The sequence below is a fragment of the Paracoccus aestuarii genome (assembly GCF_028553885.1).
GTDB classification, from domain to species: domain Bacteria; phylum Pseudomonadota; class Alphaproteobacteria; order Rhodobacterales; family Rhodobacteraceae; genus Paracoccus; species Paracoccus aestuarii.
Genome location: NZ_CP067169.1, coordinates 121746 through 146422, shown reverse-complemented (window position 1 = coordinate 146422; position 24677 = coordinate 121746). Strand labels below are relative to the sequence as shown.

The 24677-nt window shown below is 67.2% G+C and carries 21 protein-coding genes and 1 tRNA gene; 12 read left to right on the top strand and 10 right to left on the bottom strand.

Annotated elements, in window-relative coordinates; genetic code table 11:
• Positions 1 to 970: 970 nt before the first annotated feature.
• The 3 genes from JHW48_RS00725 to JHW48_RS00715 form a co-directional block, all read right to left on the bottom strand.
• Positions 971 to 2866 (bottom strand): TRAP transporter permease, encoded by a 1896-nt coding sequence (locus tag JHW48_RS00725; RefSeq protein ID WP_119885248.1) that lies wholly within the window; start codon positions 2864 to 2866, stop codon positions 971 to 973.
• Between the two features lie 88 nt (positions 2867 to 2954).
• The gene (locus JHW48_RS00720; protein ID WP_119885247.1) at positions 2955 to 3953 is read right to left on the bottom strand and encodes a TAXI family TRAP transporter solute-binding subunit; all 999 of its coding nucleotides are present in this window, start codon (positions 3951 to 3953) and stop codon (positions 2955 to 2957) included.
• Positions 3954 to 4009: 56 nt separating this feature from the next.
• Positions 4010 to 4957 carry a dihydrodipicolinate synthase family protein gene (locus JHW48_RS00715; RefSeq protein WP_170152228.1) on the bottom strand — a complete coding sequence of 316 codons (948 nt, stop codon included), beginning with the start codon at positions 4955 to 4957 and terminating at the stop codon, positions 4010 to 4012.
• Between the two features lie 147 nt (positions 4958 to 5104).
• Between JHW48_RS00715 and JHW48_RS00710 the strand changes: the two genes are divergently transcribed.
• Complete coding sequence (locus JHW48_RS00710) at positions 5105 to 6139, top strand: LacI family DNA-binding transcriptional regulator (protein WP_119885246.1); 1035 nt, start codon at positions 5105 to 5107, stop codon at positions 6137 to 6139.
• A 13-nt stretch (positions 6140 to 6152) separates the two neighbouring features.
• On the opposite strand, the gene JHW48_RS00705 is transcribed toward JHW48_RS00710, so the two are convergent.
• The 5 genes from JHW48_RS00705 to leuB all read right to left on the bottom strand — a co-directional run bounded on the left by JHW48_RS00705 (position 6153) and on the right by leuB (position 10967).
• Positions 6153 to 7112, bottom strand: a complete 960-nt coding sequence (locus JHW48_RS00705; RefSeq protein ID WP_272835848.1) for an IS481 family transposase — start codon at positions 7110 to 7112, stop codon at positions 6153 to 6155.
• 229 nt (positions 7113 to 7341) lie between these two features.
• On the bottom strand, positions 7342 to 8319 hold the full coding sequence (gene argC / locus JHW48_RS00700; RefSeq protein ID WP_119886408.1) for an N-acetyl-gamma-glutamyl-phosphate reductase: 978 nt from the start codon (positions 8317 to 8319) through the stop codon (positions 7342 to 7344).
• 443 nt (positions 8320 to 8762) lie between these two features.
• Positions 8763 to 8839: transfer RNA gene (locus tag JHW48_RS00695), tRNA-Pro, on the bottom strand.
• A gap of 46 nt (positions 8840 to 8885) precedes the next feature.
• Complete coding sequence (locus tag JHW48_RS00690) at positions 8886 to 9839, bottom strand: DMT family transporter (RefSeq protein ID WP_119886431.1); 954 nt, start codon at positions 9837 to 9839, stop codon at positions 8886 to 8888.
• 6 nt (positions 9840 to 9845) lie between these two features.
• The gene (leuB, locus tag JHW48_RS00685; protein ID WP_119886409.1) at positions 9846 to 10967 is read right to left on the bottom strand and encodes a 3-isopropylmalate dehydrogenase; all 1122 of its coding nucleotides are present in this window, start codon (positions 10965 to 10967) and stop codon (positions 9846 to 9848) included.
• A gap of 159 nt (positions 10968 to 11126) precedes the next feature.
• Here leuB and JHW48_RS00680 point away from each other — a divergent pair, with 159 nt between their 5' ends.
• From JHW48_RS00680 to JHW48_RS00655, 6 genes are all read left to right on the top strand, one after another.
• Complete coding sequence (locus JHW48_RS00680) at positions 11127 to 11618, top strand: hypothetical protein (protein ID WP_119886410.1); 492 nt, start codon at positions 11127 to 11129, stop codon at positions 11616 to 11618.
• 99 nt (positions 11619 to 11717) lie between these two features.
• Entirely contained in the window at positions 11718 to 12908 is a 1191-nt protein-coding gene (locus JHW48_RS00675; RefSeq protein ID WP_119886411.1) for an MFS transporter, read from the top strand.
• Positions 12901 to 13944 carry a glycosyltransferase family 4 protein gene (locus tag JHW48_RS00670; protein ID WP_119886412.1) on the top strand — a complete coding sequence of 348 codons (1044 nt, stop codon included), beginning with the start codon at positions 12901 to 12903 and terminating at the stop codon, positions 13942 to 13944. Before JHW48_RS00675 ends, JHW48_RS00670 begins: the two co-directional genes overlap by 8 nt.
• The gene (locus tag JHW48_RS00665) at positions 13941 to 14558 is read left to right on the top strand and encodes a glycosyltransferase family 29 protein (protein ID WP_119886413.1); all 618 of its coding nucleotides are present in this window, start codon (positions 13941 to 13943) and stop codon (positions 14556 to 14558) included. The genes JHW48_RS00670 and JHW48_RS00665 overlap by 4 nt, the downstream gene beginning before the upstream one ends.
• Before the next feature lie 83 nt (positions 14559 to 14641).
• The gene (locus JHW48_RS00660; RefSeq protein ID WP_119886414.1) at positions 14642 to 16606 is read left to right on the top strand and encodes an autotransporter domain-containing protein; all 1965 of its coding nucleotides are present in this window, start codon (positions 14642 to 14644) and stop codon (positions 16604 to 16606) included.
• Positions 16607 to 16715: 109 nt separating this feature from the next.
• Positions 16716 to 17738, top strand: coding sequence for an aspartate-semialdehyde dehydrogenase (locus JHW48_RS00655; RefSeq protein WP_119886415.1), 1023 nt, complete (start codon positions 16716 to 16718; stop codon positions 17736 to 17738).
• Positions 17739 to 17762: 24 nt separating this feature from the next.
• On the opposite strand, the gene JHW48_RS00650 is transcribed toward JHW48_RS00655, so the two are convergent.
• Positions 17763 to 18410, bottom strand: coding sequence for a carbonic anhydrase (locus JHW48_RS00650; protein ID WP_119886416.1), 648 nt, complete (start codon positions 18408 to 18410; stop codon positions 17763 to 17765).
• Between the two features lie 140 nt (positions 18411 to 18550).
• On the opposite strand from JHW48_RS00650, the gene JHW48_RS00645 reads away from it, so the two are divergent.
• The 5 genes from JHW48_RS00645 to JHW48_RS00625 all read left to right on the top strand — a co-directional run bounded on the left by JHW48_RS00645 (position 18551) and on the right by JHW48_RS00625 (position 22573).
• The gene (locus JHW48_RS00645) at positions 18551 to 18928 is read left to right on the top strand and encodes a hypothetical protein (protein ID WP_119886417.1); all 378 of its coding nucleotides are present in this window, start codon (positions 18551 to 18553) and stop codon (positions 18926 to 18928) included.
• Between the two features lie 112 nt (positions 18929 to 19040).
• On the top strand, positions 19041 to 20411 hold the full coding sequence (locus JHW48_RS00640) for a leucyl aminopeptidase family protein (protein WP_119886418.1): 1371 nt from the start codon (positions 19041 to 19043) through the stop codon (positions 20409 to 20411).
• A 14-nt stretch (positions 20412 to 20425) separates the two neighbouring features.
• Entirely contained in the window at positions 20426 to 21238 is an 813-nt protein-coding gene (locus JHW48_RS00635) for a C40 family peptidase (protein WP_170152302.1), read from the top strand.
• 214 nt (positions 21239 to 21452) lie between these two features.
• A protein-coding gene (locus JHW48_RS00630; RefSeq protein WP_119886420.1) for an IS5-like element ISPaes2 family transposase occupies positions 21453 to 22210 on the top strand; the annotation gives its coding sequence in 2 pieces (ribosomal slippage) (positions 21453 to 21777 and positions 21777 to 22210; 759 coding nt in all).
• Between the two features lie 45 nt (positions 22211 to 22255).
• Positions 22256 to 22573, top strand: a complete 318-nt coding sequence (locus tag JHW48_RS00625; protein ID WP_205961910.1) for a M10 family metallopeptidase C-terminal domain-containing protein — start codon at positions 22256 to 22258, stop codon at positions 22571 to 22573.
• Positions 22574 to 22594: 21 nt separating this feature from the next.
• On the opposite strand, the gene JHW48_RS00620 is transcribed toward JHW48_RS00625, so the two are convergent.
• Positions 22595 to 24637, bottom strand: coding sequence for a TonB-dependent receptor domain-containing protein (locus tag JHW48_RS00620; protein WP_119886422.1), 2043 nt, complete (start codon positions 24635 to 24637; stop codon positions 22595 to 22597).
• Positions 24638 to 24677 lie beyond the last annotated feature (40 nt).

The following is a 24677-nucleotide window of genomic DNA, read 5'->3' as shown; positions in this document are numbered from 1 at the left end:
CGGTGTGAATCCATTTTGTCAACAGAGCCTAGTAGATCTCTGTTTCAGGTAGTCACTGCAGCGCAGGCTACGCCCTGTAAAGCTTCCAAACTACGTCACCTTTGCTGCCGCAAAGGAAGAGTAGTGGACATTTGAGGAAGACTTCAGTGGCAATCCACAACACCGGGTGGCAGGCGTCAGATAGTTCTGCCTTCAGCGGTGAGAAAAATTTCGTGAAATCAGTGGGGCCTGTTCCCGATGCGAAGGCATGCTTGCCTTTCCTGTCACAAAGGTCTGCCTCTGATGGGCCGCAGCCCAATCTCTGGCCCGTGTTCCGAACTGGTCCGACATGTCGCGGCGCTCCTTCCTGTTCCGCCAGTGGCGAAGCCATCGGTGCTTTTCACTTTGGATGACCTCATGTCATCCGAAGGGCAAAGCAGGGTGGGCGCAGCCCGACCTGCGGCCGGGCGGCGATCAGACACACGGGGCCGGAGCGGTGAAATTGGGAGGGACCCGCGCGCTTGTGCGTGGGAGGAACCGGATATCTCCGTGGAGGCTGACGCTCAGCGGCACCAGAGCCCGTGTTCGGATCGCTGGCCGGATGGCAGGCGGAAAAAAGAAATGAAAAATCGCCAGCCGTGCCAGAGCGCAGCGGAACCGCGGCTGTCCATTGGATCAGCGATCGCGGTGCCCGCGATCACCATATCTCTGAAAAAAGCAGCTTCTCAGCTGCCAGGCAGCATCGACGCGAAAAGCCCAATGCCGACACTCGTCACTTCCGCAGAGACTGCAGGTGCAGCATCGCTTATAAGCTGGAACTTTGCGGGGAAGCTTGCTGTCTTGCACTGTGCAAGTGCTGCAAAGCAGACGTTCCGGTAACCTCCTTGGATCGCCGGAACACCAGGTGAGATTGGGGTCGCTTGCCGCATGTGCTTTGCGTTACCAGTAAAACCTAGGCGGTTCACGAGCGCTTTGAAGAATGCGCCGGCTGTCACTCTGCAGGACTGACAGCCATTCCCTTTCGCGTCTGCCGCGACAGCAATCCGATCGCTGCGACCATGCTCCAGCCGAGACCCATCGCCATCAGCCATGCGCCGCTGCCGGCAGGTAGGATCACCGAGGCGAGGCCGGCCACCCCGATGGGCAGGCGCCACGCCCAGGTCAGAGGGCGTCCGCACCAGCCGCCGAAGGCCACGGCCCATAGGGCTGTCGAGGCGAAAAGTCCGGCCGCGCTGAGGGTGACCTGGGCGAGACCGCCCTGGCCCAACACCCCTGGATCGAAGACGAAGCCGAAGGGCACGAAGAAGGCGACGAGGCTGAGCCCGAAGGCCGAGAAGCTTGTCTTGGCGGTCGAGGCCTGCCCAACGGCCGCGGCAGCGAACGAGGCCAAGGCCACGGGCGGAGTCACCATCGACAGCACGCAGTAGTAGAAGACGAAGAAATGCGCGGCCAGCGGCTGAATGCCCAGCTCCTGCAAGGCGGGCACGAACAGGACCGCACCGATGATGTAGGCCGCGACTGTGGGCAAGCCCATGCCCATGACGATGCAGCCGAACATCGCCAGCGCCAGCGAGGCATAGAGCGAGCCCTCGGACAAAGACAAAAGCGAAGCCGCGAACTTCAGCGCCAGGTTCGATTGGACCGCCACCGCGATCACCAGGCCGATGGCCGCGATCGGGACGGCCACGTCGGCAACCTGCCGGGGCGCGTCACGCAGCGCCGTAGCCAGCTCAGACCAGCCGATGCGGGTCGACGGGCGCAGGAAGGGCACGATCAGGCACGAGGCCGAGGCCGCGACGGCGGAATAGGCCGCCGAATAGCCCGTGACCAGCAGCGCGATCAGCACCAGGGGTGGCAGGATCAGGTGCAGGCGCGGAGCGATGGCCGGGGTGGCATTGACCTCTTCGCGGGTCAGGCTGCGCAGGCCGTCGCGCCGCGCCGAAAGGTCCACCACCAGAAGCAGCGCCAGGTAGAAGGCCAGCGCCGGGATCAGCCCTGCCAGCGCCAGGTTGACATAGGGCATGCCCAGCATCTCGGCCATGACGAAGGCGGCGACGCCCATAACCGGTGGCATCAACTGGCCGCCGGTCGAGGCGATGGCCTCGATCCCCGCCGCGCGATGGGGCGCAAAGCCCGTGCGCTTCATCAGCGGGATGGTGAAGACCCCGGTCGAGACGACATTGGCCACCGCGCTGCCCGAGATCGAGCCCATCAGGCTGGAGCCGATGATTGCCGCCTTGGCCGTGCCGCCGGTCGCGCGCCCGGCCAGCCGGACCGCCAGGTCGATGAACAGTTGCCCGCCGCCGACCGCCGCGTAGAAGGCCCCGAAAAGGATGAAATAGAAGATGAAGTTGACCGAGGTCGAGGTGGTGATCCCCAGGACGCCCGCCGTGGTCATGGTCGCGATCTCGACCGCGGCCTCGGCGTCGAAGCCGCGAAAGCCCAGCCATCCCGGCAGCAGGTTGCCCCAGAAGGCATAGAGGATGAAGACCAGCAGCACCCAGACCAGGATCATGCCGACGGCCCGGCGCGCGCCCTCCAGCAGCAGTAGGACCAGCGCCGCCCCGGCGGCCATGTCCACGGGAAGGACAGGCGAGACGTTCTCCATCCGCGTGGTCAGCCGGGGAAACTCGATGAGGTAATAGGCGGTGACGGCCAGCGTCGCCGCGATCAACGCGGCGTCGATGGCAAGGCGCAAGCCGCGCGGCCAGGACGGCGCCTCGAGCGGGCGATAGAGAAACAGCAGGACCAGTGCGAGGCCCAGATGGATGGGCCGTTCAAACAGCGGTTGCTGCGGGGCCAGAAGCAGCCAGATCTGGAACAGGATGAGACCGGTGCCGATGAGGAAGGCGGCCGTCTGGACGGGGTGGCGGGGTGCTGCGGACATGGGCTCCTCCCGGATGTCGCGGATGATCGCCGCTCTCCCTGCGGCGGTGGTCTTGGGCCGGCGCGGGACGGCGCCGGCCTCGGGGCCGTCACATCAGCCCGGCTTCCTGGTAGTAGCGTGCGGCGCCCGGATGAAGCGGAATGCCAGTCCGTTCGGGCAGCATTGCGGTCGCAGGATCAAACTGAGACCATGCACCGTGCGAGGCCTTCAGCGCCTCCGCATTCTCGATGATCGTCTTGGTGATCGTGTAGGCGGTGTCCTCATCCAGATCGTTGTTCGCGATGAGCACGGTGCCGAGGTTGGCGCCGCTGGTCGGCTCGGTCTGGCCCTCGAACCACGGGCCGTATTCGCCGATGGTCATGCCGTTCTGTGACAGCATTTCCTGTGCCTCCGGCGGCAGGTCGAGGAAGGCCACGCGGGTCGTCAGTCCGACCTCGGTGATCGTCGGGTGGCCTTGGATGATCGTGTCGATATAGATGTCTGCCCCGCCATTGCGTAGCTGATCGGCGATCTGGTTGGTGTCCAGCTGGATCACGTCGCCGCCACGCGCGCGGATATCGTCCATGCTGACGCCGAGGGATTCGAAGATCATTTCGGCCGCAGGCACTGCGGACGATCCGACGGGCTTGATCAGCAGGCGGAATGGAATATCGGACTGGGCGATCTCTTTGAGGTCGCGCGTGCCGGCACGCTGCAGGAATTCCTCGCGCGCGATAACGCCGATATAAACGTCGTTCAGCCCTCCCACGAGCGCCGAGATATCGGGTGCAGCCATGCCGTCATAGACGTCGCTGCCCTGCTGAGCCCAGACAGCCGACGCGACGTTGGAGAGCGCAATCTCGGCCCGGCCGCTCTGGACGACCATTGGATTGGCGATGCCGCCGCCGCGCGCGATGATCTCGGTCGAGTTGGGCCCGAGGATCGGCTCGATCATCTGCTGCAGGGTCGCTGCAAAGACGTACCAGGACGAGCCTTCGCGCATCGCGCCGATCCGCACGTCCTGCGCGGCTGCGGGCAGCGCAGCGGTTGCCAGCAGGACGGCCGACAGCGCGGCGCCGCGCATGGCGGTGGTGAACTTGTGAAACATCAGATCCTCCTCCCCTGAAAGGTGCGGCCCCCCTTATGGCCGGGGGGCCTGCGATGTTACTCGGCCGCCATCAGCTGGCGAACCGGCTCGATCCCCGCCGCGTCAAATGCGGCAAAAATCTCGGCCTCGGCGGCCTCGCCCAAATTCTTCAGCGGCTCGCGGATCGTCGCGTGATCCAGAACCCCGCGCTTCACCAGACCCAGCTTCAGCGCCACCGTGCCTTCCATGTGCGAGCCGCGATGATAGACGGCCTTGGTCACCGGCAGAAGCTGGTCATGGATCTTGCGGGCGCGGGTGTAGTCCTGCGCCTTGCCGGCGTCGATCAGGTCGACCAGCAGCTCGGGCGCGATGTTGCCGTAGCCGACCAGCAGGCCGTCCACGTCGAACATCGTCGGCAGCAGCCATTCGTCATGGCAGGACAGGATCTGCAGGTCCGGGTTCGCGGCCTTCAGCTGCGGGATCTCGGTATACCAGCGCTTCATGTTGCGCACGCCGTTCTTGGTAGCTACGACGCCTTCCTGCGTGGCGATCTCGAGCTGGGTGTCCAGATCATAGCTGGCCTTGGTCGCGTCGGGATACTGGAACAGGATGCACTGCAGCCCTGACTCCTGCCAGATCGCCTTGTAGCGGTCCTGCGGGGCGCCTTTCTGGAAGCCGAAGCGCAGCCAGCCGTGGTTGGGATAGACCAACGCGCCGGTCGCACCGGCGGCCTTGCACTTCTTGGCCTCTTCGGCGGCGACCTTGGTGCCTTCGCCGGTGATGCCCGCGATGATTGGCACCGCGCCGTCCACGGCTTCCACATAGGTGCGGATCAGGTCCAAACGCTCGGCTTCCGTCAGGAAGGTGCCCTCGCCGGCATGGCCCAGGATGACCAGCGCCTTGACACCGCGCACCGATACCAACCAGCGGGCGATGCGGGCATTGGCCTCATGATCGACGGCGCCGTCCTTGGTGAAGGCGGTCACGGGAGCGGGGCTGAGGCCGCGAAGATCCATCGGTTGCATATCTGAACTCCTCCTGATGCGTCCGGTAACGTTTGCCGTTCCCTCTATCGCTGTTTGGGAACGATTGTGGGAACGTTCCCAAAAAACCATTGCCGCAGCGATCCGTCAAGTGTTAAACTTGGGCTGCAACCGAAAAGGGGTTTCGTCGTGAACCTAGACGACCATTCTCACCAGGCCGCCCGCGCACGGGTGACGCTTCATGATGTCGCTCGAGAGGCCGGCGTGTCGAAGTCCACCGTCTCGCGGATGCTGGACGAGCGTCTGCCCAAGTCCGACAGCGCCACCGCGCAGCGGGTGCGCGAAATCGCGTTGCGCTTGGGATACATGCGTGACGTCTCGGCCGCGGCCCTTAGGCGGGGTAGCACGGGAATGATCGGCGTCATTGTACCGCGCCTGACCGACACAGTCATGGCGATGCTTTACGAGGCGCTTGCCAAGGCGGCCGCGCGGGCAGGTCAGTTCACTATCGTCGCCACAACCGATGACGAGCCCGACGCGGACCGCCGCGCCGCCGAGGCGCTGCTGCGCCGCGGGGTGGACGGTCTGATTCTGGCAACCGCCCGCGAGGGTAGCGACTTCACTTATGAACTTGCCGCACGGGGGGTGCGCTACGTCCTGGCGCTGCGGCATAATGGTAGCAGCCTTGCTGCCGTGGGGGACGATCAGCTTGGCGGCTATCTCGCCACCCGGCACCTGATTGACTTGGGCCATCGGGACATCGCGGTGCTGACTGGGCCAGGCTATGCGACCAGCGCGCGCGGACGTGTTGCAGGCTATCATCAGGCCATGCAACAGGCAGGCCTGTCGGTGCGTGCCAATCTGGTCGTTCCGTCAACCTTCAGTATCGAGTCTGGCGCCGAAGCTGCAGCTCACCTACTCGCTCTGCCGCAACGGCCGAGTGCGATCTTTGCCATCAACGACAACACTGCGATCGGCGCGCTCTCGACCCTAGTCCAACATGGAATGGCGGTTCCCGGCGAAATATCGGTGGTTGGCTACAACGACATTCCTATCGTCCGGCGGCTCCCCACGCCGCTGACCACAGTGCGTGTCCCATTCGACCAGATTGCGGCCGCCGCGCTCGATCTGTTTATGGCCGAGGATGTTACGGATGCAGACCGAGTTCGTGCGGTAGCGCCAACCTTGATCCCGCGGGCAACGACCGCACGGCTGCAAGAATAAGGTTCGTGGCAGCCTAGGTGTTCAGTCCCGGCATCTGGTGGATCGGATTGACGATGAATCTGTCTGGCTCTGAAGTCCAGACCTTGCAGATGTATTCGTAGGGTGTGACACCGCTCAGCGTCTTGAGCCTGCGTGCGAAATTGTAGGCGGCGATGAAATCGGCGAGGTGCGTGCGCAGCTGGCTGTGGCTGTCGTAGTGGTAGCGCTTGACGGTCGCGTCCTTGATCGTCCTGTTCATCCGCTCGACTTGGCCATTCGTCCACGGGTGGTTGGGCTTGGTCAGCCGATGCTCGATCCCGTTTGCCTCGCAAATCATGTCGAACCGCATTTGCCGAGAGTAAGGAGTGTTACGGTTTCGAGGCTGCTCTGCGAACTGGATGCCATTATCGGTCAGGATCGTGTGGATGCGGTAGGGCACGACGTCCAGAAGGTGCTCCAGGAACTCCCAAGCGGTTTTCCTGTTGGCCTTTTCCGCCAATTGAACGACAGCAAATTTGCTGGTGCGATCAATGGCTACGAAGAGGAAGAGCTTGCCTTCGGCCGTCTGCACCTCGGCGATGTCGATATGGAAGAAACCTATCGGGTAGCGCTTGAACTTCGCACGCTTGGGCTTGTCCCCGCCCACGTCCGGCAGTCGCGAAATGCCATTCCGCTGCAGGCATCGGTGCAGCGCCGAGCGCGTCAGATGTGGGATAGAGGGCTGAAGAGCGTAGAGGCAGTCGTCCAACGGCAGCAGCGTATGGCGCCGAAACGCGACGATTGTTGCTTCCTCGGCCTCACTCAAGACCGTGGAGCGTGGCTCCTTCGGCCCAGTCTTACGGTCCTCAACTGTCTCGCGCTTGCGCCACTTCGCGACAGTCTTTGGGTTGATGCCGAGCTCCCGGCTCAGCTGCGCGAGCGAAGCTTGCGATCGCTGTATTGCAGCTCTGACAGCGTGCGTGGTCGTGGCGCTCCCGTGACGAACTTGTCCCATAATGCTTCCTTCCATTCCTGCGAAAGGATTGCACCATCAAACCATGGGATCAAACACCTAGATCAACGTTCATTTGTCGATCTTCATGGGCATCGATACCGGTGCCCATGAAGAGCACCTTGTCCCGCAGAGCTGCCGCTTGCCCGTCGCCTTGGTCCGTCTGCTCTGCGGGACGAAGCGGACGCTCGCAAAGATGCCAGCGTCCGGGTGAGGGGGAGCCTACTATAGATCAAGGCCAGACAGGTGCGCCTTCCAGACCGGCAGTCACAGGAAGACCGCAAATCAGATTTGCGTTCTGGATTGCTTGGCCGGCAGCCCCCTTGCCGAGGTTGTCGACCACTCCGATCGCGATCACCAGGTTGCGTTCCGGATCGGCAGCATAAGAAACAAAGCAGAGGTTCGAGCCATTCGCCCATTTGCTTTGTGGCGGCATGGTCGTGACACGAACGAACGGCCGGTCAGCGTAGAAGCTCCGAGCTGCGTCCAGGCATTGCTCTGTCGTCGCGGTGCCGCGGCAGTAGATGGTAACCAGCTCCCCGCGGGTCATCGGCACGAGGTGCGGTGTAAACACCAAGCCGGCGGCGCTACCGCCGCTGAGTTGTTCGATGGTCTTGGCGATCTCGGGCATGTGGACGTGCTTCAGCAGGCCGTAGGGCTGCACGTTCTCGTTGCTTTCAGCATAGCCGAACTTGCTGGCGCCACCGCCCCGTCCTGCACCGGAGATGCCGGTCTTGGCGTCGATGATGATGTTGCTGGGCTCGATCAGCCTTTGGGTCAAAAGCGGCGCCAGCGCGTTCAGGGTCGCGGCGGGAAAGCAGCCGGGGTTGGCAATGCGGCTTCGGCCTTGGATCTGGTCCGGCCAGACGTCAGCCAGGCCATAGCTCCAGCCCTCGATATAGCGGTGGTCGCCGCCAATATCGACGATCTTCACTTCCTCAGGGACACGCGCCAGCGCCTCGGCCGAGCTGCCCGTGGGCAGCGAAGCAAAAAGCACGTCGAGCTTCGGCAGGGCCGTGGGGTCCCACTTCTCGATCACCAGTTCAGAAAGCTTATCCGGCACGCCAGGGAAGCGGTCCATCAACGGGCTGCCGGCGCTTCCCTCGCCTGCGGCATAGACCAGCTCGAAAGACGGGTGGCTGGCGATCAGGCGCAGCGCTTCGCCGCCGCCGAAACCGCTGATGCCGACGATGCCGACGCGAATGTTCATGATGGTGTCCTTTTCAGGTTCGGGAAAAACAAAAGCCCCCGGAGCCAAGGGCTGCGGAGGTTCAGTAAGGCGGGTCGTATCTGCTTGTGGGGGAGTGGGCGCTACGGTGAGCCCGTTATCATGCCACAATACGCTGATCGACGCGCAGCCCAAAGAGCCGCCGCATATGGGCGCGGCGTCGGCGTCGATCGGAGAGGATATGGCTCTTGGGCATGCCTGCAGCAATGTCGCTATCAACGTGGACGGTCAAGAAAAATGAATGCTCTTCCGAATATGAACCTTGCGAGGTTGCTGGAAGCTCTAAGGGTCCAATTACGGCTTTGGGCTCTTCGCGTCGATGCTGCGCCGATCTCTGACCGTCCGCTTTCGTCAAGCTGACAAGCTAGAGAGGCAGACCGCCTGACACAAAAGGCAGAACTATGTGCCACAGAACACCGGGAAATTGGTCGGAGCGAGAGGATTCGAACCTCCGACCCCCTGCTCCCGAAGCAGGTGCGCTACCAGGCTGCGCTACGCTCCGACCGTAGGACGGGCAGTTAGCGCGCCGCCCGTCCGAATGCAAGCCCTCAGCTGCGGGGCGGCCACAATCTTTGCAGGATCGTGGATTTTGGGGCCGTCACCGTCTCGGTCCGCAGGCGGGCGCTGGTGGCGGGGCGGTTCGCGCTGACGCCGCCGCGGCTCTCGCGCCAGACGATGTAGATGCCGGAGCCGATGATCACCGCGGCGCCCAGCAGGGTCGCGGGGTCGACGCCCTCTCCGAACAGGAACCAGCCATAGGCGGTGGCCCAGAGGATCTGCGAATACTGCATCGGCGCAACGATCGCGGCCTCGCCCGCGCGATAGGCCATGATCACCAGGAACCCGCCCATCAGGCCGAGGGCCGCGATGACGCCGGTCATGGCCAGGTGGATCAGCTCCATCGGCTGATAGCTGATCGACAGGGCCGCGCCGGTCGCGAAGAAGTTGCCCAGCATCGGCCACATCATCAGGACCATGGGTCGTTCGGCCCGGCCCAGGCGGCGGATGATGACGGCGGCCATGGCGCTGGCCACGGCGCCGGCCATCGCCGCGACATGACCCAGCTGCAGGTCCTGGCCGCCGGGGCGCAGGACGATCAGCACGCCGGACAGGCCCACCACGACCGCCGCCCAGCGGTGCAGCCCGACCCTTTCCCCCAGCAGCGGGATGGACAGGATCGTGATCAGCAGGGGCGTCGTGAACAGGATCGCATAGACCTGGGTCAGCGGCAGGGTCGAGAAGGCATAGAACCCCGCCATCCCCGCCACCACGGCACACATCGTACGCAGAATCACCCAGCCCGGATTGACCGGGCGCAGCGTCCCGGGCTGGGGGTCGCGCATCAGCACGATGCTGACCAGCGGGAATGACAGCAGGGATGCGAAGAACAGGATCTGCAGCGCCGGATAGGTGGCGCCCAGCGACTTGATCACCACGTCATGCGTCGCATAGAGGCCCATCGCCGCCAGCTGCAGCAGCGCGCCCTTGACGTTGCCGGTCAGCGCCAATCAGGCCCCCAGCGCGGCGATGATCGCATCGCCCATCTGGGCGGTGCTGACCGGAGTGCCGCCCTCGGGGCCCATCAGGTCGGCGGTGCGCACACCGTCTGCCAGCACGCGCTCCACCGCGGCCTCCAGCTGGTCTGCCGCCGCGCCCTCGCCGAAGGAATAGCGCAGCGCCATCGCGAAGCTGAGGATGCAGGCGATGGGGTTGGCCTTTCCCTGCCCCGCGATGTCGGGCGCCGATCCGTGCACGGGCTCATAGAGCGCCTTGGGACGGCCGTTGGGCATCACCGCGCCCAAGGATGCTGAGGGCAGCATCCCCAGCGACCCGGTCAGCATCGCCGCCGCATCCGACAGGATGTCGCCGAAGAGGTTGTCCGTCACGATCACGTCGAACTGGCGCGGCGCGCGCACCAGTTGCATCGCACCGTTGTCGGCATACATATGCGACAGTTCCACATCGGGATATTCGTTGTCATGCACCCACTGGACCTCCTCGCGCCAGAGGATGCCCGATTCCATCACATTGGCCTTTTCCATCGAACAGACCCGGTTGCCGCGCGCGCGGGCCAGCTCGAAGGCGGCGCGGGCGACGCGGCGGACCTCGCCGCTGGTATAGCGTTGGGTGTTGATGCCGACGCGGCCGCCCTCGTTCTGGGCGTTGTTGTCGTCGGAATGGATGCCGCGCGGCTCGCCGAAATAGACGCCCGAGGTCAGCTCGCGCACGATCAGGATGTCCAGCCCTGCCACGACCTCGCGCTTCAGCGACGAGAAATCGGCCAGGGCGTCGAAACATTGCGCCGGGCGCAGGTTGGCGAACAGGTCCATCTCCTTGCGCAGGCGCAGCAGGCCCCGTTCGGGTTTGACGCTGAAATCCAGCACATCGTATTTCGGGCCGCCCACCGCGCCCAGCAGGACCGCATCCACCGCCTGCGCCCGCGCCATGGTCGCATCGGCCAGCGGCACGCCATGCGCGTCATAGGCCGCCCCGCCCACCAGGTCATGGGCCACGTCGAACCGCATGCCCCTGTTCGCCCCGAACCAGTCGATGACCTTGACCACCTCGGCCATCACCTCGGGGCCGATCCCGTCGCCGGGCAGGATGAGAAGCGAATAGGCGTCGGACATGGTTCCTCCGGTCGGTCAAGGGATGTGCCCGCTCTGGCTAGACCCGGCCTGCCGCGGGGTCAAGCGCGGGCCCCCGCTCACGACAGTTTGCCTTGCGCGGACGGGGCTTGTGACACACCCTTCGCGCCGACTGGCCACATGGCGAAGAAGAGGCAGGCGATGAACAGCTTGACGACGACGATGATCCTGGCGGCGGCCCTGCTGCCGCAGACGGTCCTGGCGCAGGACGCGAACGGTGTGCCGGGCGACCGGCTGGTGGTGCCGGTGCCGGATGTCTCGGCCCTGTCCGACGACGAGGCGCGCGCCCTGCTGCAGGACCTGGCGCGGATGAACGTCGTCACCTCGGAATGTCCCGATTACGACGTGTCGGACCCCGAATGGCAGCTGATGACCGATACGACCGACGCGGTGACCGGGCGCTTGGGCCTGGACGCGCTGGCCTTCGACCGGGAATATTTCCGCCCCGCCTTCAACGAGCTGGACGACCCCGCCGCATGTGACAGGCTGGGCCCCGAGGCCGCCCGCCTGATCGAGCGGCTGGAGGCCATGGGCGGCAGCACCCAGCCCGTCACCCCGCCGGGCCTGGAACAGCCCGCCGATGACGGCGACACCCCCGAAACCGGGCCCGAAACCGAAACCGAACAGGGCTGATCCCGCCCCGGGCGGATTTGCACATCTTGCAGCTTTCGCGCTTCTGCCGCAGCTTGGCGGCAGGACGCCCCGCCCCCCGGCGGGGCCGCGGAGGAAATCATGCGCCTGTTCACGGCCGGACTGGTCAGCCTCGTGCTGGCCTATATGCTGTCGCAATTCTATCGCGCCTTCCTGGCGGTGATGTCGCCGGTGCTGCAATCCGAGCTGGGCGCCAGCCCGGGCGATCTGGCGCTGTCATCGGGGCTGTGGTTCGTGGCCTTCGCGCTGATGCAGCTGCCGGTGGGGGCGGCGCTGGACCGGATCGGGCCGCGCCGCACGGTGGCTTGGCTGATGGCCGTGGGGGGCGCGGGGGGGGCGGTGATCTTTGCGCTGGCCGATGCGCCGTGGCACTTGCATCTGGCGATGACGGCCTTGGGCATCGGCTGCTCGCCGGCGCTGATGGGGCCCTATTTCATCTTTGCGCGGGATTATCCGCCCGCCTCCTTCGGGATGCTGGCGGGGCTGCTGGTCGGGTTCGGGTCCCTGGGCAACATCCTGGGCGCATCGCCCCTGGTCTGGGTGATCGAGGCCGCGGGCTGGCGCGAGACGCTCTGGGGGCTGGCGGTGCTGACCTTGGCGGTGGCGGCGCTGGTCCTGGCCTTCGTGCGCGATCCGGCGCGTTTGGGGGACGACCATCCCCAAGGCTCGATCGGCCAGATCCTGCGGCTGCGCGCGCTGTGGTTCATCCTGCCGCTGTTCGCGGTGAACTATGCGGTGACGGGGGCGATCCGGGGGCTGTGGGCGGCGCCATGGCTGGAACAGGTGCATGGCGCGGATGCGGTCCAGATCGGGCGGGTGACGCTGGCCATGGGGCTGGCCATGGTCGCGGGCAGCTTTGCCGTCGGCCCCGCCGCCCGGCTGGCCGGCAGCGCGCGCCGCGCGGCGCTGGTCTTCTCGGCGGTGATGGTGGTCACGCTGCTGGTGATGATCCTGGCGCCCGCCCTGCCCTTGGCGGCGGTCACCGGACTGCTGGTGGTGCTGGGCTTCTTCGGATCGGCCTATCCGCTGCTGATGGCGCATGGGCGGTCCTTTCTGCCGCCGCATCTGGTGGGGCGGGGGGTGACATTCCTCAACATGTTCTCGATCGGCGGGGTGGGGGTGATGCAGTTCGCCTCGCGCCCGGTCTATGCCGCCGCCGAAGCCGCCTATGCCCCGGCCCAGGCCTTCGCTATGCTGTGGCTGTTCTTCCTGCTGCCCTTGGCGGTGGGGACGCTGCTTTACCTGCTGACCCCCGAGGCATCCCGTGACTGACCGCCCCGCCGCCGCGCCCCTGGTCGTGGCCCCCAACCTCAAGCGCCGCCTGTCGGGGGTGACGGCCACCGTGCTGCGGCTGATCCCGGTCCAGGCGGGGATGATCGACATCCGCGCGACCGGCCCCGGCCTGCCGCCGGGCATCCCGCACATCCCGCTGTGGCGCGCCGCCCTGATGCCGCGCGACCGCTGGCGCGTCTGGCACGCGCGGCGCAACACCGAGATGGCCCTGGGCCTGATCCTGCGCGGCCTGCTGCGGCGGCGATACCGGCTGCTGTTCACATCGGCGGCGCAGCGGCGCCATACCGGCTTCACCCGCTGGCTGATCCGCCGGCAGGACGCGCTGATCGCGACATCGCCCCAGGCGGCGGGCTATCTGGAACGGCCCGCCACGGTGATCCTGCACGGGGTCGACACGACGGTCTTCCGCCCCGCCCCCGACCGCGCAGCCCTGCGCGCCGAACTGGGGCTGGACCCGGAGGCGGTGCTGATCGGCTGCTTCGGGCGGGTGCGCGCGCAGAAAGGGGTCGATCTGCTGGTCGAGGCGGGGCTGGCGCTGCTGCCCGACCGCCCGCGCGCCCAGATCATCTTCACCGGCCGCATCACCGCCGACAACCGCGCCTTCGCCGACGAATTGCAGGCGCGCATCCGCGCCGCCGGCCTGCAGGACCGCATCCGCTTTCTGGGCGAGCTGCCTTGGGACCGGCTGGTCGCTCATTACCAGGCGCTGAACCTCTTCGCCGCCCCCGCCCGGTGGGAGGGCTTCGGCCTGACGCCCCTGGAGGCCGCCGCCTGTGCCGTCCCCACCGTGGCCGCCCGCGTCGGCGCCTATGAATCGCTGATCCTGGAGGGCGACACCGGCAGCCTGGTGCCGCGCGACGACGCGCCCGCCCTGACCGCCGCCTTGGCGCGCTGGCTGGACGACGATGCGGGCCGCGCCGCCGCGGGCCGCGCCGCGCGCGACCATGTCACGGCCAACCACGCCATCGAGGCCGAGGCCCGCGCCATCACCGCCGTCTATCGGTCGCTGCTGTGACCCGGCTGGCCTTTCTGGCCGCGCGGCTGATGCGGCGCGAGAGCCCGCTGGCCGCCCTGTCCGTCGACCAGCCCGCGCTGCTGGCCGACCTGGCCGGGTGCCATGTCGCGCTGATCGGCAATGCCCGCGCGCTGGCCCAAGGCGATCACGGCGCGGCGATCGACGCCGCCGACCGGGTGATCCGCATCAACCGCGCGCCCATGCCCGCGCCGCGCAGCCATGGCCGCCGCACCGACTGGCTGGCCTTGGCCACCCGCCTGCCCGATGCGGACCGCGCGCGTCTGGCCCCCGGGCGCATCCTGTGGATGTCGCCCAAGCGCAAGCGGCTGGACTGGACCACCGCGCGCAGCCCGGGCTTCTATCTGCATCCCTTGGACGACATCACCGCCCTGCGCGACAGGCTGGGGGCACCGCCCACCACGGGGGCGATGATGATCGAGCTCTGCCTGCGGGCGGATCTGGCCTCGCTGACGCTCTACGGGTTCGATTTCTTTGCCAGCCTGTCGCTGTCGGGCGGGCGCGGCGCCGCCCAGGTGCCGCATGATTTCGCAGCCGAGGGCGATTGGGTCGCCGACCTGCTGCGACAGGATGCCCGGCTGCGCCTGATCCGCTGATCGGGGCTTGCGTGCCCTGCACGATCTGCAATCCTGACGGCTTCCCGAAAACGGGACACCAAGCAGAAACGAGGGAGAACCCGATGACCACCTTACGCGCCATCCTGGCCACGACCGCGCTGATCGCCGCCCCCGCGGCGGCGCAGGATTTCGGCCAATACGGCTATCAGACCATGCGCGATCTGGCGCTCAGCTATCCGGGCCGCTTCACCGGCGCCCCCGAGACCGGCACCACCTTCTTCGCGGCATCCGACTACATGGCCGACCGCCTGTCGCGGGCGGGCGCGGTCCGCGTGCAGGACTTCAATGCAGGCGTCGGACCATCGCAGAATTTGGTCGTCTCCTTGCCGGGCGTTGACGGGCGCACCTTGGTCGTGGGCGCACATTTCGACACGGCAGGTACCTCGCCCGACCTCCAGGGGGTGGATGACAACGCCTCGGGTGCAGGCGTCCTTACCGAACTGGCCGCCCATATGTCCGGGTTGCAGACCCAGACGGGCCTGGAGTTCGTGGCGTTCGGTGCCGAAGAGTTCGTGTCCACGCCAGGCGATGGGGGAAGGCGCAGCCTCCAAGGCGCAAAGCACTATGTCGACAACCTGACCGACGCGCAGCGCGCCAATCTGGCGGGCATGATCAACATCGACAGCCTGATCACCGGCGATTTCATGTATGGCCATGCCGGCGTGAACTATCTGGACAATTCCGACCTGCTGTCCCTGCGCAACCGCGCGCATGAGATCGCGCGCGAGCTGGGCATCGACCTGCGCAGCAATCCCGGCCTGAACCCGGCCTATCCGATCCTGACGGGCTGCTGTTCGGATGCGGCGGTCTTCGAACAGTTCGACATCCCGATCCTGTGGCTGGAGGCCACCAACTGGGAGATCGGCGACCTGGACGGCTATGACCAGACCACCAATCCCGCCATCCCCGGCGGCCGCACCTGGCACGATGCCGAGCTGGACAGCTGGGACTTCCTGCGCGAGGCCCTGGGCGAGGAGCGGTTCGAGCAGCGCACCCGCGACTATGCCCGCATCCTGACCCGCCTGCTGGCCGAGGAGACCGGCGCAGACCTGATCGCCAGCGCCCGCGACGCGGGCCTGACCGCCGCCCAGATCGCCGATCTGGCGCTGCGCCAGGATGCCGACCTGTCCGCCCTGTCGATGCGCGCCGCGCGCGACCGGCTGGATGCCGACCTGCCGATGGGCCGGATCGTATCCGACGTGGCGGTCCAGGGCCTGCTGACCCCCGACAGCAGCGGCACCTTCGACCGCAATGGCGGGGCCGCGCTGATGGCGCGGGTCGGCGGGGCCTATGGGCTGATGGACGGCCTGTCGGTCGGCACCAGCCTGGCCTATGCCCGCAGCGGCGACCGGCTGCGCGACGGCGATATCGAGGCGACCGGCTATCAGCTGTCCGCCGACGCGGCCTGGCGCATGGGCCAGGACTGGGTGACCGGCGCGGTCAGCTGGGGCAAGTCGGACCTGTCGGGCACGCGCGACTTCGCCCTGGTCTCCGGGCTGGGGGCGGTCATCGCCCAGAGCGACCTGGACTGGTCCACCAACGCCTATACCTTGGGCGCGCGCGTCCAGGCGGGCCGCGACATGGACCTGGCGCCGGGCGTGACCTGGGGCCCGGTGGCGGGGCTGGATTACAGCCGCACCCGGATCTCAGGCTTCGGCGAGACGGGCGATGCCCGCACAGCCATCGGCTATGCCGGCCAGGCGATCGAAAGCTTCGAGGTCCAGCTGGGCGCCCGCATCGGCACCACCCTGGCCGCCGCGGGCCGCGACCTGGCCCTGTCGGCGCAGGGCAGCCTGGTCCATGACCTGGCCGAGGGCGCGCCCTCGCGCATCGACGTGACCGACAGCGGCGGGACCGCGCGCCGCGTGTCGCTGGCGGGCCAGGACCGCAGCTTCGCCCGCATCGGCCTGGCGGTCAGCACCGCCCTGTCGGACCAGGCCCAGGCCTGGGTGACGCTGGACAGCCGCGTGGGCCATGACGCCGGATCGCAGGCGACCCTGGGCGCGGGCCTGGGCCTGCGGTTCTAGCGACCCCTGGGCGCGCGGGTCCCGACCCGCGCGCCTGCACGCCCCGGCTGGCATTGCGGCCGGTTTTGCGGTAAACGCCCCGGACCGCAGAAAAAGGAGTCCCCCCGAAATGGGTTACAAAGTCGTCGTCGCCGGCGCCACGGGCAATGTGGGCCGCGAAATGCTGAACATCCTCGATGAACGCCAGTTCCCCGTGGACGAGATCGCCGTCCTGGCCTCGCGCCGCAGCCAGGGGACCGAGGTCAGCTTTGGCGACAAGACCCTGAAGATCAAGGATATCGAACAGTTCGACTGGACCGGGTGGGACATCGCGCTGTTCGCCATCGGATCGGACGCGACCAAGATCCACGCCCCCAAGGCGGCGGCGGCGGGCTGCGTGGTGATCGACAACTCCTCGCTCTATCGCTACGACCCCGACATCCCGCTGATCGTGCCGGAGGTGAACCCGGACGCGATCCACGGCTATGCCAAGAAGAACATCATCGCCAACCCCAACTGCTCGACCGCGCAGATGGTCGTGGCGCTGAAGCCCTTGCATGACCGCGCGCGCATCAAGCGCGTCGTTGTCTCGACCTATCAATCGGTCAGCGGCGCGGGCAAGGACGGCATGGACGAGCTGTGGGACCAGACCAAGGGCATGTATGTCCCCGGACAGGAAAAGCCCGCCAAGAAGTTCCAGAAGCAGATCGCCTTCAACGTCATCCCCCAGATCGACGTCTTCATGGAAGACGGCTCGACCAAGGAGGAATGGAAGATGGTGGTCGAGACCAAGAAGATCGTCGACCCCGCCATCAAGGTCAGCGCGACCTGCGTGCGCGTGCCGGTCTTTGTCGGCCATTCGGAATCGATCAACATCGAATTCGAGGATTTCCTGGACGAGGACGAGGCTCGCGACATCCTGCGCGAGGCGCCGGGCATCATGGTCGTCGACAAGCGCGAGCCCGGCGGCTACACGACGCCGGTCGAATGCGTGGGTGAATATGCCACCTATATCAGCCGCATCCGCCAGGACGGCACGGTCGAGAACGGCCTGAACCTGTGGTGCGTCAGCGACAACCTGCGCAAGGGCGCGGCGCTGAACGCGGTGCAGATCGCCGAACTGCTGGGCAACAAGGTCCTGAAGAAGGGCTGACCGGCCCGGGCGGTGCGGGGTCCCTCAGATCTGGACCCAGCGCCGCCCCCCCTCCTCGGCCTGCAGCAGCGTGCCCTCGGCGATGTCGTTGACCAGCGCATGCAGCGACAATTCCCCCGATTCGACGGCCGCCCTGACGAAGGGAAAGGTCATCAGGTTCTCGATCGAGACCAGCACCGCCTCGCGTTCCAGCGCGGCGACCTGATCCTCGGCCGGCAGGTCCTTCACCCGGTCATAGCCGGGCCGCAGGATGTCCATCCAGCGCCCGACGAAGCTGGTCTTCTCCTCCAGCTCGGGGGCGGCGCCGGAACACATGGCATGGCACCCCGCCACGCCGCCGCAGCGGGTATGACCCACCACGATCAGATGCGCGACCTTCAGCGCCTGGACCGCATATTCGATCGCGGCCGAGGTGCCGTGCTGCAGCCCGTCGGGCGCATAGGGCGGCACCAGGTTGGCGATGTTGCGATGGATGAAGAACTCGCCCGAATCGGCGCCGAAGATGCTGGTCACATGGACGCGCGAATCGCAGCATGAAATCACCATGGCCCGCGGGCGCTGGCCCTCGTTCGCCAGGCGGCGGAACCAGCTGCTGTTCTCGGCATAGGACGTGGCCTTCCAGCCGTGATAGCGCTTGGTCAGGTATTGCGGCAAAGGGGACAGGGTCTGCATCCGGAAACCTCGCTTTCTGACCGGGTGATAGGCCGGGATTGAGACAAATTCGAGCCTTTTCTGCCGCCCGTCTCAAGGGTTTCTTCACCGCTGCGGGTCATGGTCGGCCGGTGCGGGGACAGTTCCCTTCGGAGGTGCGGATGGCACATATCGCGGCCTTGGCCATATCAGAGCATGTCCGGGTGGACAGCCGCCGCGTGGCGGAAATCGTGGCGGAGCTGGGCGAGACGGCGGCCCAGCATGTGATCGGGCTGGCCCTGGAACAGCTGGCATCGGCCTTGGCATCGGTCGATGCCGCCCTGCAGGACGGGCGCATGGCCGAGGCCGTGGCCCATGCCGAACGCATGTCGCGGCTGGCCTGGCAGATCGGGCTTTTGTCGCTGGCGGGGGTGGCGATGGATCTGGGCAGCATCGCCGAACGCGGCGACATGGCGGCGCTGGCCGCGATCCGGGCGCGGCTGCTGCGGGTGGGCAACCGGTCGCTGACGGCGATCTGGGACCGCACGGCGCTGGCCTGACCAGACGGACGCGGCTTCGGCCCGCCGGGTTGCAGCCCGTGCAAGGTGTAGTAGGGTGGCGGGCGATCCGCGGGGCCGCCCGGCCGGCCCCCGTCAAGCCGAAGGACATGCCATGACGCCCGAATTCGCCCCCGCCTCCGACGCGACCCTGCCGCTCTGGGCGGTCTGGTCCGACGACCCGTTGCCCCCGGATGCCGGACCTTGGCCCGCGGCGGCGGGCTTCAAGGCGCAGGCGGGCCAGATCTGCCTGCTGCCCGGTGCCGACGGCGCGCTGCGCGGCGCGATCCTGGGCCTGGGCGACCGGGCGCGCGCCGGGCGCGACCGCTTCGCCCTGGCCCGCGCCCAATCCCTGCCCGCGGGCGACTGGCACCTGGCCGCCCTGCCCCAAGGCCTCGACCCCGACGAGGCCGCGCTCGGCTGGCTGCTGGGCCAGTACCGCTTCACCCGCTACAAGGGCACGCCCGGCCCCTCGGCCCGGCTGGTCTGCCCCGAGGGCGTGGATGCCGACCGCGGCCTGGCCATCGCCAAGGGCGAATTCACCACGCGCGACCTGATCAACACCCCCGCCAGCGACCTCGGCCCCGACAAGCTGGAGGCCGCGGCCCGCGCCCTGGCCAACGAGGTCGGCGCCAAGGTCGAGGTGATCTGCGGCGCCGCGCTGCTGAAGCAGAACTTTCCCCTGATCCACGCGGTCGGGCGCGCCGCGGCCAGCGATCCGCGGCTGATCGACATCCGCCTCGGGGATGAGGGTCCGATGGTCACCATCGTCGGCAAGGGGGTCTGCTTCGACACGGGCGGGCTGAACCTGAAGCCCGGCGGCTCGATGGGGCTGATGAAGAAGGACATGGGCGGGGCCGCCACCGCGCTCGGCCTGCTGCAGATGCTGGCCCGCAGCGGCGATGCGGCGGGGCTGCGGCTGCGCGTGCTGATCCCGGCGGTCGAGAACAGCGTCGCGGGCAATGCCATGCGCCCGGGCGACGTGCTGGCCAGCCGCAAGGGCCTGTCGGTCGAGGTGAACAACACCGATGCCGAGGGTCGCCTGGTCTTGGCCGATGCGATGGCCTATGCGGCCGAGGAACAGCCCGACCTGATGATCAGCCTGGCCACGCTGACCGGGGCCGCGCGGGTGGCGCTCGGGCCGGACCTGCCGCCTTTCTACTGCGATGACGACGCGGCGGCGCAGGCGATCCAGGCGGCGGGGATGCGGGTCGCGGACCCGGTCTGGCGCATGCCCTTCTGGGACCCCTACGAGGCGATGATCGAACCGGGCATCGCCGATCTGGACAACGCGCCCTCGGGCGGGATGGCGGGGTCGATCACCGCCGCCCTGTTCCTGCGCCGCTTTGCCGAAGGCGCCGGGCGCTACGCGCATTTCGACATCTATGGCTGGCAGCCCGCCGCCGCGCCCGGCCGCCCCAAGGGGGGCGTGGGCCAGGCCGCCCGCGCGATCATGGCCGCCCTGCCCCAGCTGACCGGCCGCTGATGGCACCCCCGCAGATGGATCGGCGCCTGACCCCCGCCACCGACCGCGTCGCGCTGGAGGATCTGCGCGGCCTGCTGGACCGCCCCGCCTGGACGGCGGGCCGCCCGGCGCGGCTGGTCCGGCCCTTGGCCGACCTCTGCAGCGATCCCGGCGGCGCGCGGGACCGCCAGGTGAATTTCGGCGCGCCCCTGACGGTGATCGAGGATCGCGGCGATCACAGCTTTGTCCGCGCGGATCGCGACGGCTATTGCGGCTGGCTGGACCGGGCGGCGATCGGGCCCGCGGATCCCGCGCCCACGCATCGGGTGACGGCCCCCGCCACCCATGTCTATCCCCGCCCCGACATGAAGACGCGCGAGGTGATGTCCCTGTCCATGGGTGCCGAACTGGCCGGCGCCGGGCCCGAGGGCCGGTTCCTGCGCCTGGCCACCGGCGGCTTCGTCCCGATCGGCCATGTCGGTCAGGACCCGGCGACCGATCCGGTCGCGGTGGCGCGTTCGCTGCTGGGCACCCCCTATCTGTGGGGCGGCAACAGCCGGTGGGGGATCGACTGTTCGGGGCTGGTCCAGGCCGCCCTGGGGGCCTGCGGGATCGCCTGTCCGGGCGACAGCGACCTGCAGCGCCAGGCCTTTCCAGAAAGCCCCGCCATCGACCGCGGCGACCTGCTGTTCTGGCCCGGCCATGTCGCGATGGCCGTGTCACCGCAGGTCATGATCCATGCCACCGCATGGACCATGTCCGTCACGTTGGAGCCCATCGCCGACGCCTTGGCCCGCATCGACGCCGCGGGCGAGGGGCCGTTCCTGGGCGCGCACCGGCCGGGCTGACCCGGCAGATGCTTTTCATGCGCAAGGATCCACGCGCGGGAATATTCAGTTAATTCCTCATTATCAGCCCATTCGGGTATTCCACTATTCCTGCTACTTTGCCCGGTAAAAAGTTTTGATAAGGCTGCGCAATTCGCAATATATCTTTCTAGGCTCCAGACCCATTGATCTTACGGTCTTTGCATGATTCAGGCTCCTCAAGGAGACCTGATCGATGAGTGATCTTTACTGGCTGAGCGACGCCCAAATGGAGCGTCTGAAACCGTTCTTTCCCAAGAGCCATGGCAAGCCCCGGGTCGATGATCGTCGCGTCCTCAGCGGCATAATTTTCATCAATCGTAATGGGTTGCGGTGGTGTGACGCGCCGAAGGAATACGGCCCGGCCAAAACCCTCTACAACCGCTGGAAGCGCTGGAGCGATAACGGGGTTTTTGCCCGGATCATGGTCGGCCTTGCCGCCGAGAGCGCCGAGCACAAGACGATCATGAATGACGCGACCTATCTCACGGCACACCGCACGGCCTCGAGCCTTGGGGTGAAAAAGGGGGGCGCGGGCGCCAGATCGGGCGCACCAAAGGCGGTATGAACACCAAGTTGCACGCTGTCGCCGATGCGAAGGGGCGGCCGATCGGGTTCTTCATGTCGGCCGGCCAGGTTAGCGATTACACCGGCGCGGCGGCGCTGCTGGGCAGCCTGCCGAAGGCTGAGTGGCCTCTGGCCGACAGGGGCTACGACGCTGACTGGTTCAGAGACGCTTTGAAAGACAAGGGGATAAAGGTTTGCATCCCCGGACGGAGGTCCCGCAAGAAGGTCGTCAAATACGACAAGCGGCGTTACAAAAGGCGTAACCGCATCGAAATCATGTTCGGACGTCTGAAGGACTGGAGGCGCGTCGCAACCCGTTATGACCGCTGCCCGGAAACGTTCTTCTCAGCGATCATGCTCGCCGCAACCGTCTTGTTCTGGCTGTGAAACTTAATGAGTCTGGAGCCTAAAGACTCGGAATGAATCCCTCACGTGATTGATGAAATAAAGCTTTCCGCCGCCGATAGCCGCCCCGGTGCGAGCCAGCGCGACCTGATCACCGATTTCAATCGTGGGCAAGGCGACCGGATCGACCTGTCCGCGATCGACGCCGATCTGCGACTGGCGGGCGACCAGGCCTTTTCCTTCCTGGGCACCCGCGCCTTCACCGGCGATGCGGGGCAGCTGCGGTTCCTGCAATCGGGCAATAAAACCATCGTGCTGGCCGATCAGGACGGTGACCGTCAGGCCGATTTCGGGTTCGAGATGTCCGGGCGGCTGATGCTGATGGCGACGGATTTCATCCTCTGACGCCGCCCGGCCGGCGGCCCTTCAGAAATCCGTGGACAGGCCCAGCCACAGGCTGCGGCCTTGGCCCACGGTGTTGTTCGCCTCCATCGTGATGTCGCGGTCCAGGATGTTGTGGATCGCGCCGTTCAGCGTGACCGACGGCGCCACCTGCCAGGACGCGCCCAGATCGGCGGTCAGGGCCGATCCGTATTCATAGGCGATGACCGCCCCCGTCTCGTCCGTGGCATAGGGCCGCCCGTTCGTGCCGACCCGCGCCCCGGCCGCGATCTCGCGCCCGTGATAGGTGACGCGGCCCCAGGCCTCCAGCCCGTCCACCGGGGTGATCCAGTCGGCGGTCAGGCTGGCCGTGTGGCGCGGCGTCCGGGTCAGCGGCAGGCCCGACAGCGCGCCGCTGCGCTGTTCGGAATCCACCAGGCTGTAGGCGGCGCGCAGGGTCACGTCCGCGCCCGCATCCCAATCGGCGGTCAGCTCGACCCCCTGCAGGCGGGCGCGGCCGATATTGCGCCAATCCCACCGGTTGAAGCCCTGGCCGCCGACCGTGATCCGGTCATCGGTCTTGAAGCTTTCGATCCGGTCGCGGAAATCGGTGCGGAACAGCGTCGCGCCCAGGCTGACGGCGCCCCCCTCGTGCAGGACGGCCAGCTCATAGCTGGTGCTTTCCTCGGGGCTGAGGCCGGGATTGGAGACGATCACCCCCGCCCCCCGCTCGGTCGTGTAGAAATAGCCGGGCACGATCGCGCGCACATCCGGCGCCCGGAACCCGGTCGAGACCCCGCCCTTGACCGTCAGCGACGGGCCGGCCTGCCAGACGGCATAGGCGCGCGGGGTGACATGGCGGCCGAATTCGCGATGCTCGATCGCGCGGGCGCCCAGGGTCAGGGCCAGGTCGGGGGTGATGCGCCATTCGTCCTCGGCAAAGATCGCCGATTGGCGCGTGCCGAAATCATGGACCGCCCCGTCGCCCAGCCCGGGATTCTGGTCGCGCACCCGCGCCCGGTCGATCTGGCCGCCGAAGGTCACGACATGGCTGCCGCGCCAGGACAGCGGCGCGGTCAGCTTGGCGTCATAGACGGTGTTGCGCACCTCGGGCGCGCGGTCGGCGGGCGACAGGCCCACCGCGCCATTGCCCGACGCGGTGCGGCGGGTGCCGGTCTCGCGCTGGACGGACAGGTCGGCGCGCAGATCGCCCCAGGTCCCGCCATAGCTCAGCCGGCGATGGTTACGGTCATGCGTCTGCAGGCTGTCATTCTGGGGGGTGCCGCGGAAATCGACGGCGGGGATGGTGCGGCCCACGCGGCCCAGATCCTCGATCCGGGTGCGCCCGCCCTCCAGCCGGATGTCATGGCCGGGGGCGGCGGTCCAGGTCAGGCGCCCGGCGATGTCGGTCAGGTCGCGGTCGCGCGCGCCGTCGATGACCCGCGCCTCGCTGCGCTGCAGGCTGCGGCCCCAGACCTGCAGGCCCAGAACATCCGCCACGACCGGCCCGCCCGCGGAAAAGGACAGCTGCCGCGTGCCGCCGTCGCGGTCGCGCTGCGGCACCGTCACCTCGGCCGAGACGCTGCCGCCCCACCGGGCGGGCACCGGGCGGGTGATGATGTTGATCACCCCGCCCATCGCGTCCGACCCATAGAGCGACGACATCGGACCGCGCACGACCTCGATGCGCTCGATCGCGGCGACGGGGGGGATGAAGCTCTGTTCGTATCCCGCGTCGCCATTGGTGCGGGACTGCCGCGTGCCTTGGCGCACGCCGTCCACCAGGATCAGCGTGTATTGGCCCGGCAGGCCGCGGATGGTGATGTCCTGTTCATTGGCGATGCCGGTCGTGGCCACGCCCTGCACATCGCGCAGCGCGTCGGACAGGCTGGTGACGTTGCGGCGGCGCAATTCGTCGCCCGACAGGACGGTGATGCTGGCGGGTGCGTCGGCGATGGATTGGGCAAAGCCGGACGCGGTGATGACGATCTCGTCCAGCAGGATGGGGGCGGCGTCCTGGGCCAAGGCAGGGCCGACGGTCGCGGCGCTGATGGCCAAGGCAAGGCTTCGGGGGGTCAGGCGGGTCATGGGATCCTCGGGGCAGTGTGCGGACAACTGCCTGGGGATG

What these genes read in the sequence shown, in the direction of transcription:
- JHW48_RS00675 (WP_119886411.1), top strand. Translation starts at nt 11,718, where the DNA reads ATGCGCCTGTTCACGGCCGGACTGGTCAGCCTCGTGCTGGCCTATATG.
- leuB (WP_119886409.1), bottom strand. Translation starts at nt 10,967, where the DNA reads ATGTCCGACGCCTATTCGCTTCTCATCCTGCCCGGCGACGGGATCGGC.
- argC (WP_119886408.1), bottom strand. Translation starts at nt 8,319, where the DNA reads ATGAACATTCGCGTCGGCATCGTCGGCATCAGCGGTTTCGGCGGCGGC.
- JHW48_RS00680 (WP_119886410.1), top strand. Translation starts at nt 11,127, where the DNA reads ATGAACAGCTTGACGACGACGATGATCCTGGCGGCGGCCCTGCTGCCG.
- JHW48_RS00650 (WP_119886416.1), bottom strand. Translation starts at nt 18,410, where the DNA reads ATGCAGACCCTGTCCCCTTTGCCGCAATACCTGACCAAGCGCTATCAC.
- JHW48_RS00725 (WP_119885248.1), bottom strand. Translation starts at nt 2,866, where the DNA reads ATGTCCGCAGCACCCCGCCACCCCGTCCAGACGGCCGCCTTCCTCATC.
- JHW48_RS00655 (WP_119886415.1), top strand. Translation starts at nt 16,716, where the DNA reads ATGGGTTACAAAGTCGTCGTCGCCGGCGCCACGGGCAATGTGGGCCGC.
- JHW48_RS00715 (WP_170152228.1), bottom strand. Translation starts at nt 4,957, where the DNA reads ATGCAACCGATGGATCTTCGCGGCCTCAGCCCCGCTCCCGTGACCGCC.
- JHW48_RS00645 (WP_119886417.1), top strand. Translation starts at nt 18,551, where the DNA reads ATGGCACATATCGCGGCCTTGGCCATATCAGAGCATGTCCGGGTGGAC.
- JHW48_RS00660 (WP_119886414.1), top strand. Translation starts at nt 14,642, where the DNA reads ATGACCACCTTACGCGCCATCCTGGCCACGACCGCGCTGATCGCCGCC.
- JHW48_RS00720 (WP_119885247.1), bottom strand. Translation starts at nt 3,953, where the DNA reads ATGTTTCACAAGTTCACCACCGCCATGCGCGGCGCCGCGCTGTCGGCC.
- JHW48_RS00640 (WP_119886418.1), top strand. Translation starts at nt 19,041, where the DNA reads ATGACGCCCGAATTCGCCCCCGCCTCCGACGCGACCCTGCCGCTCTGG.
- JHW48_RS00620 (WP_119886422.1), bottom strand. Translation starts at nt 24,637, where the DNA reads ATGACCCGCCTGACCCCCCGAAGCCTTGCCTTGGCCATCAGCGCCGCG.
- JHW48_RS00705 (WP_272835848.1), bottom strand. Translation starts at nt 7,112, where the DNA reads ATGGGACAAGTTCGTCACGGGAGCGCCACGACCACGCACGCTGTCAGA.
- JHW48_RS00635 (WP_170152302.1), top strand. Translation starts at nt 20,426, where the DNA reads ATGGATCGGCGCCTGACCCCCGCCACCGACCGCGTCGCGCTGGAGGAT.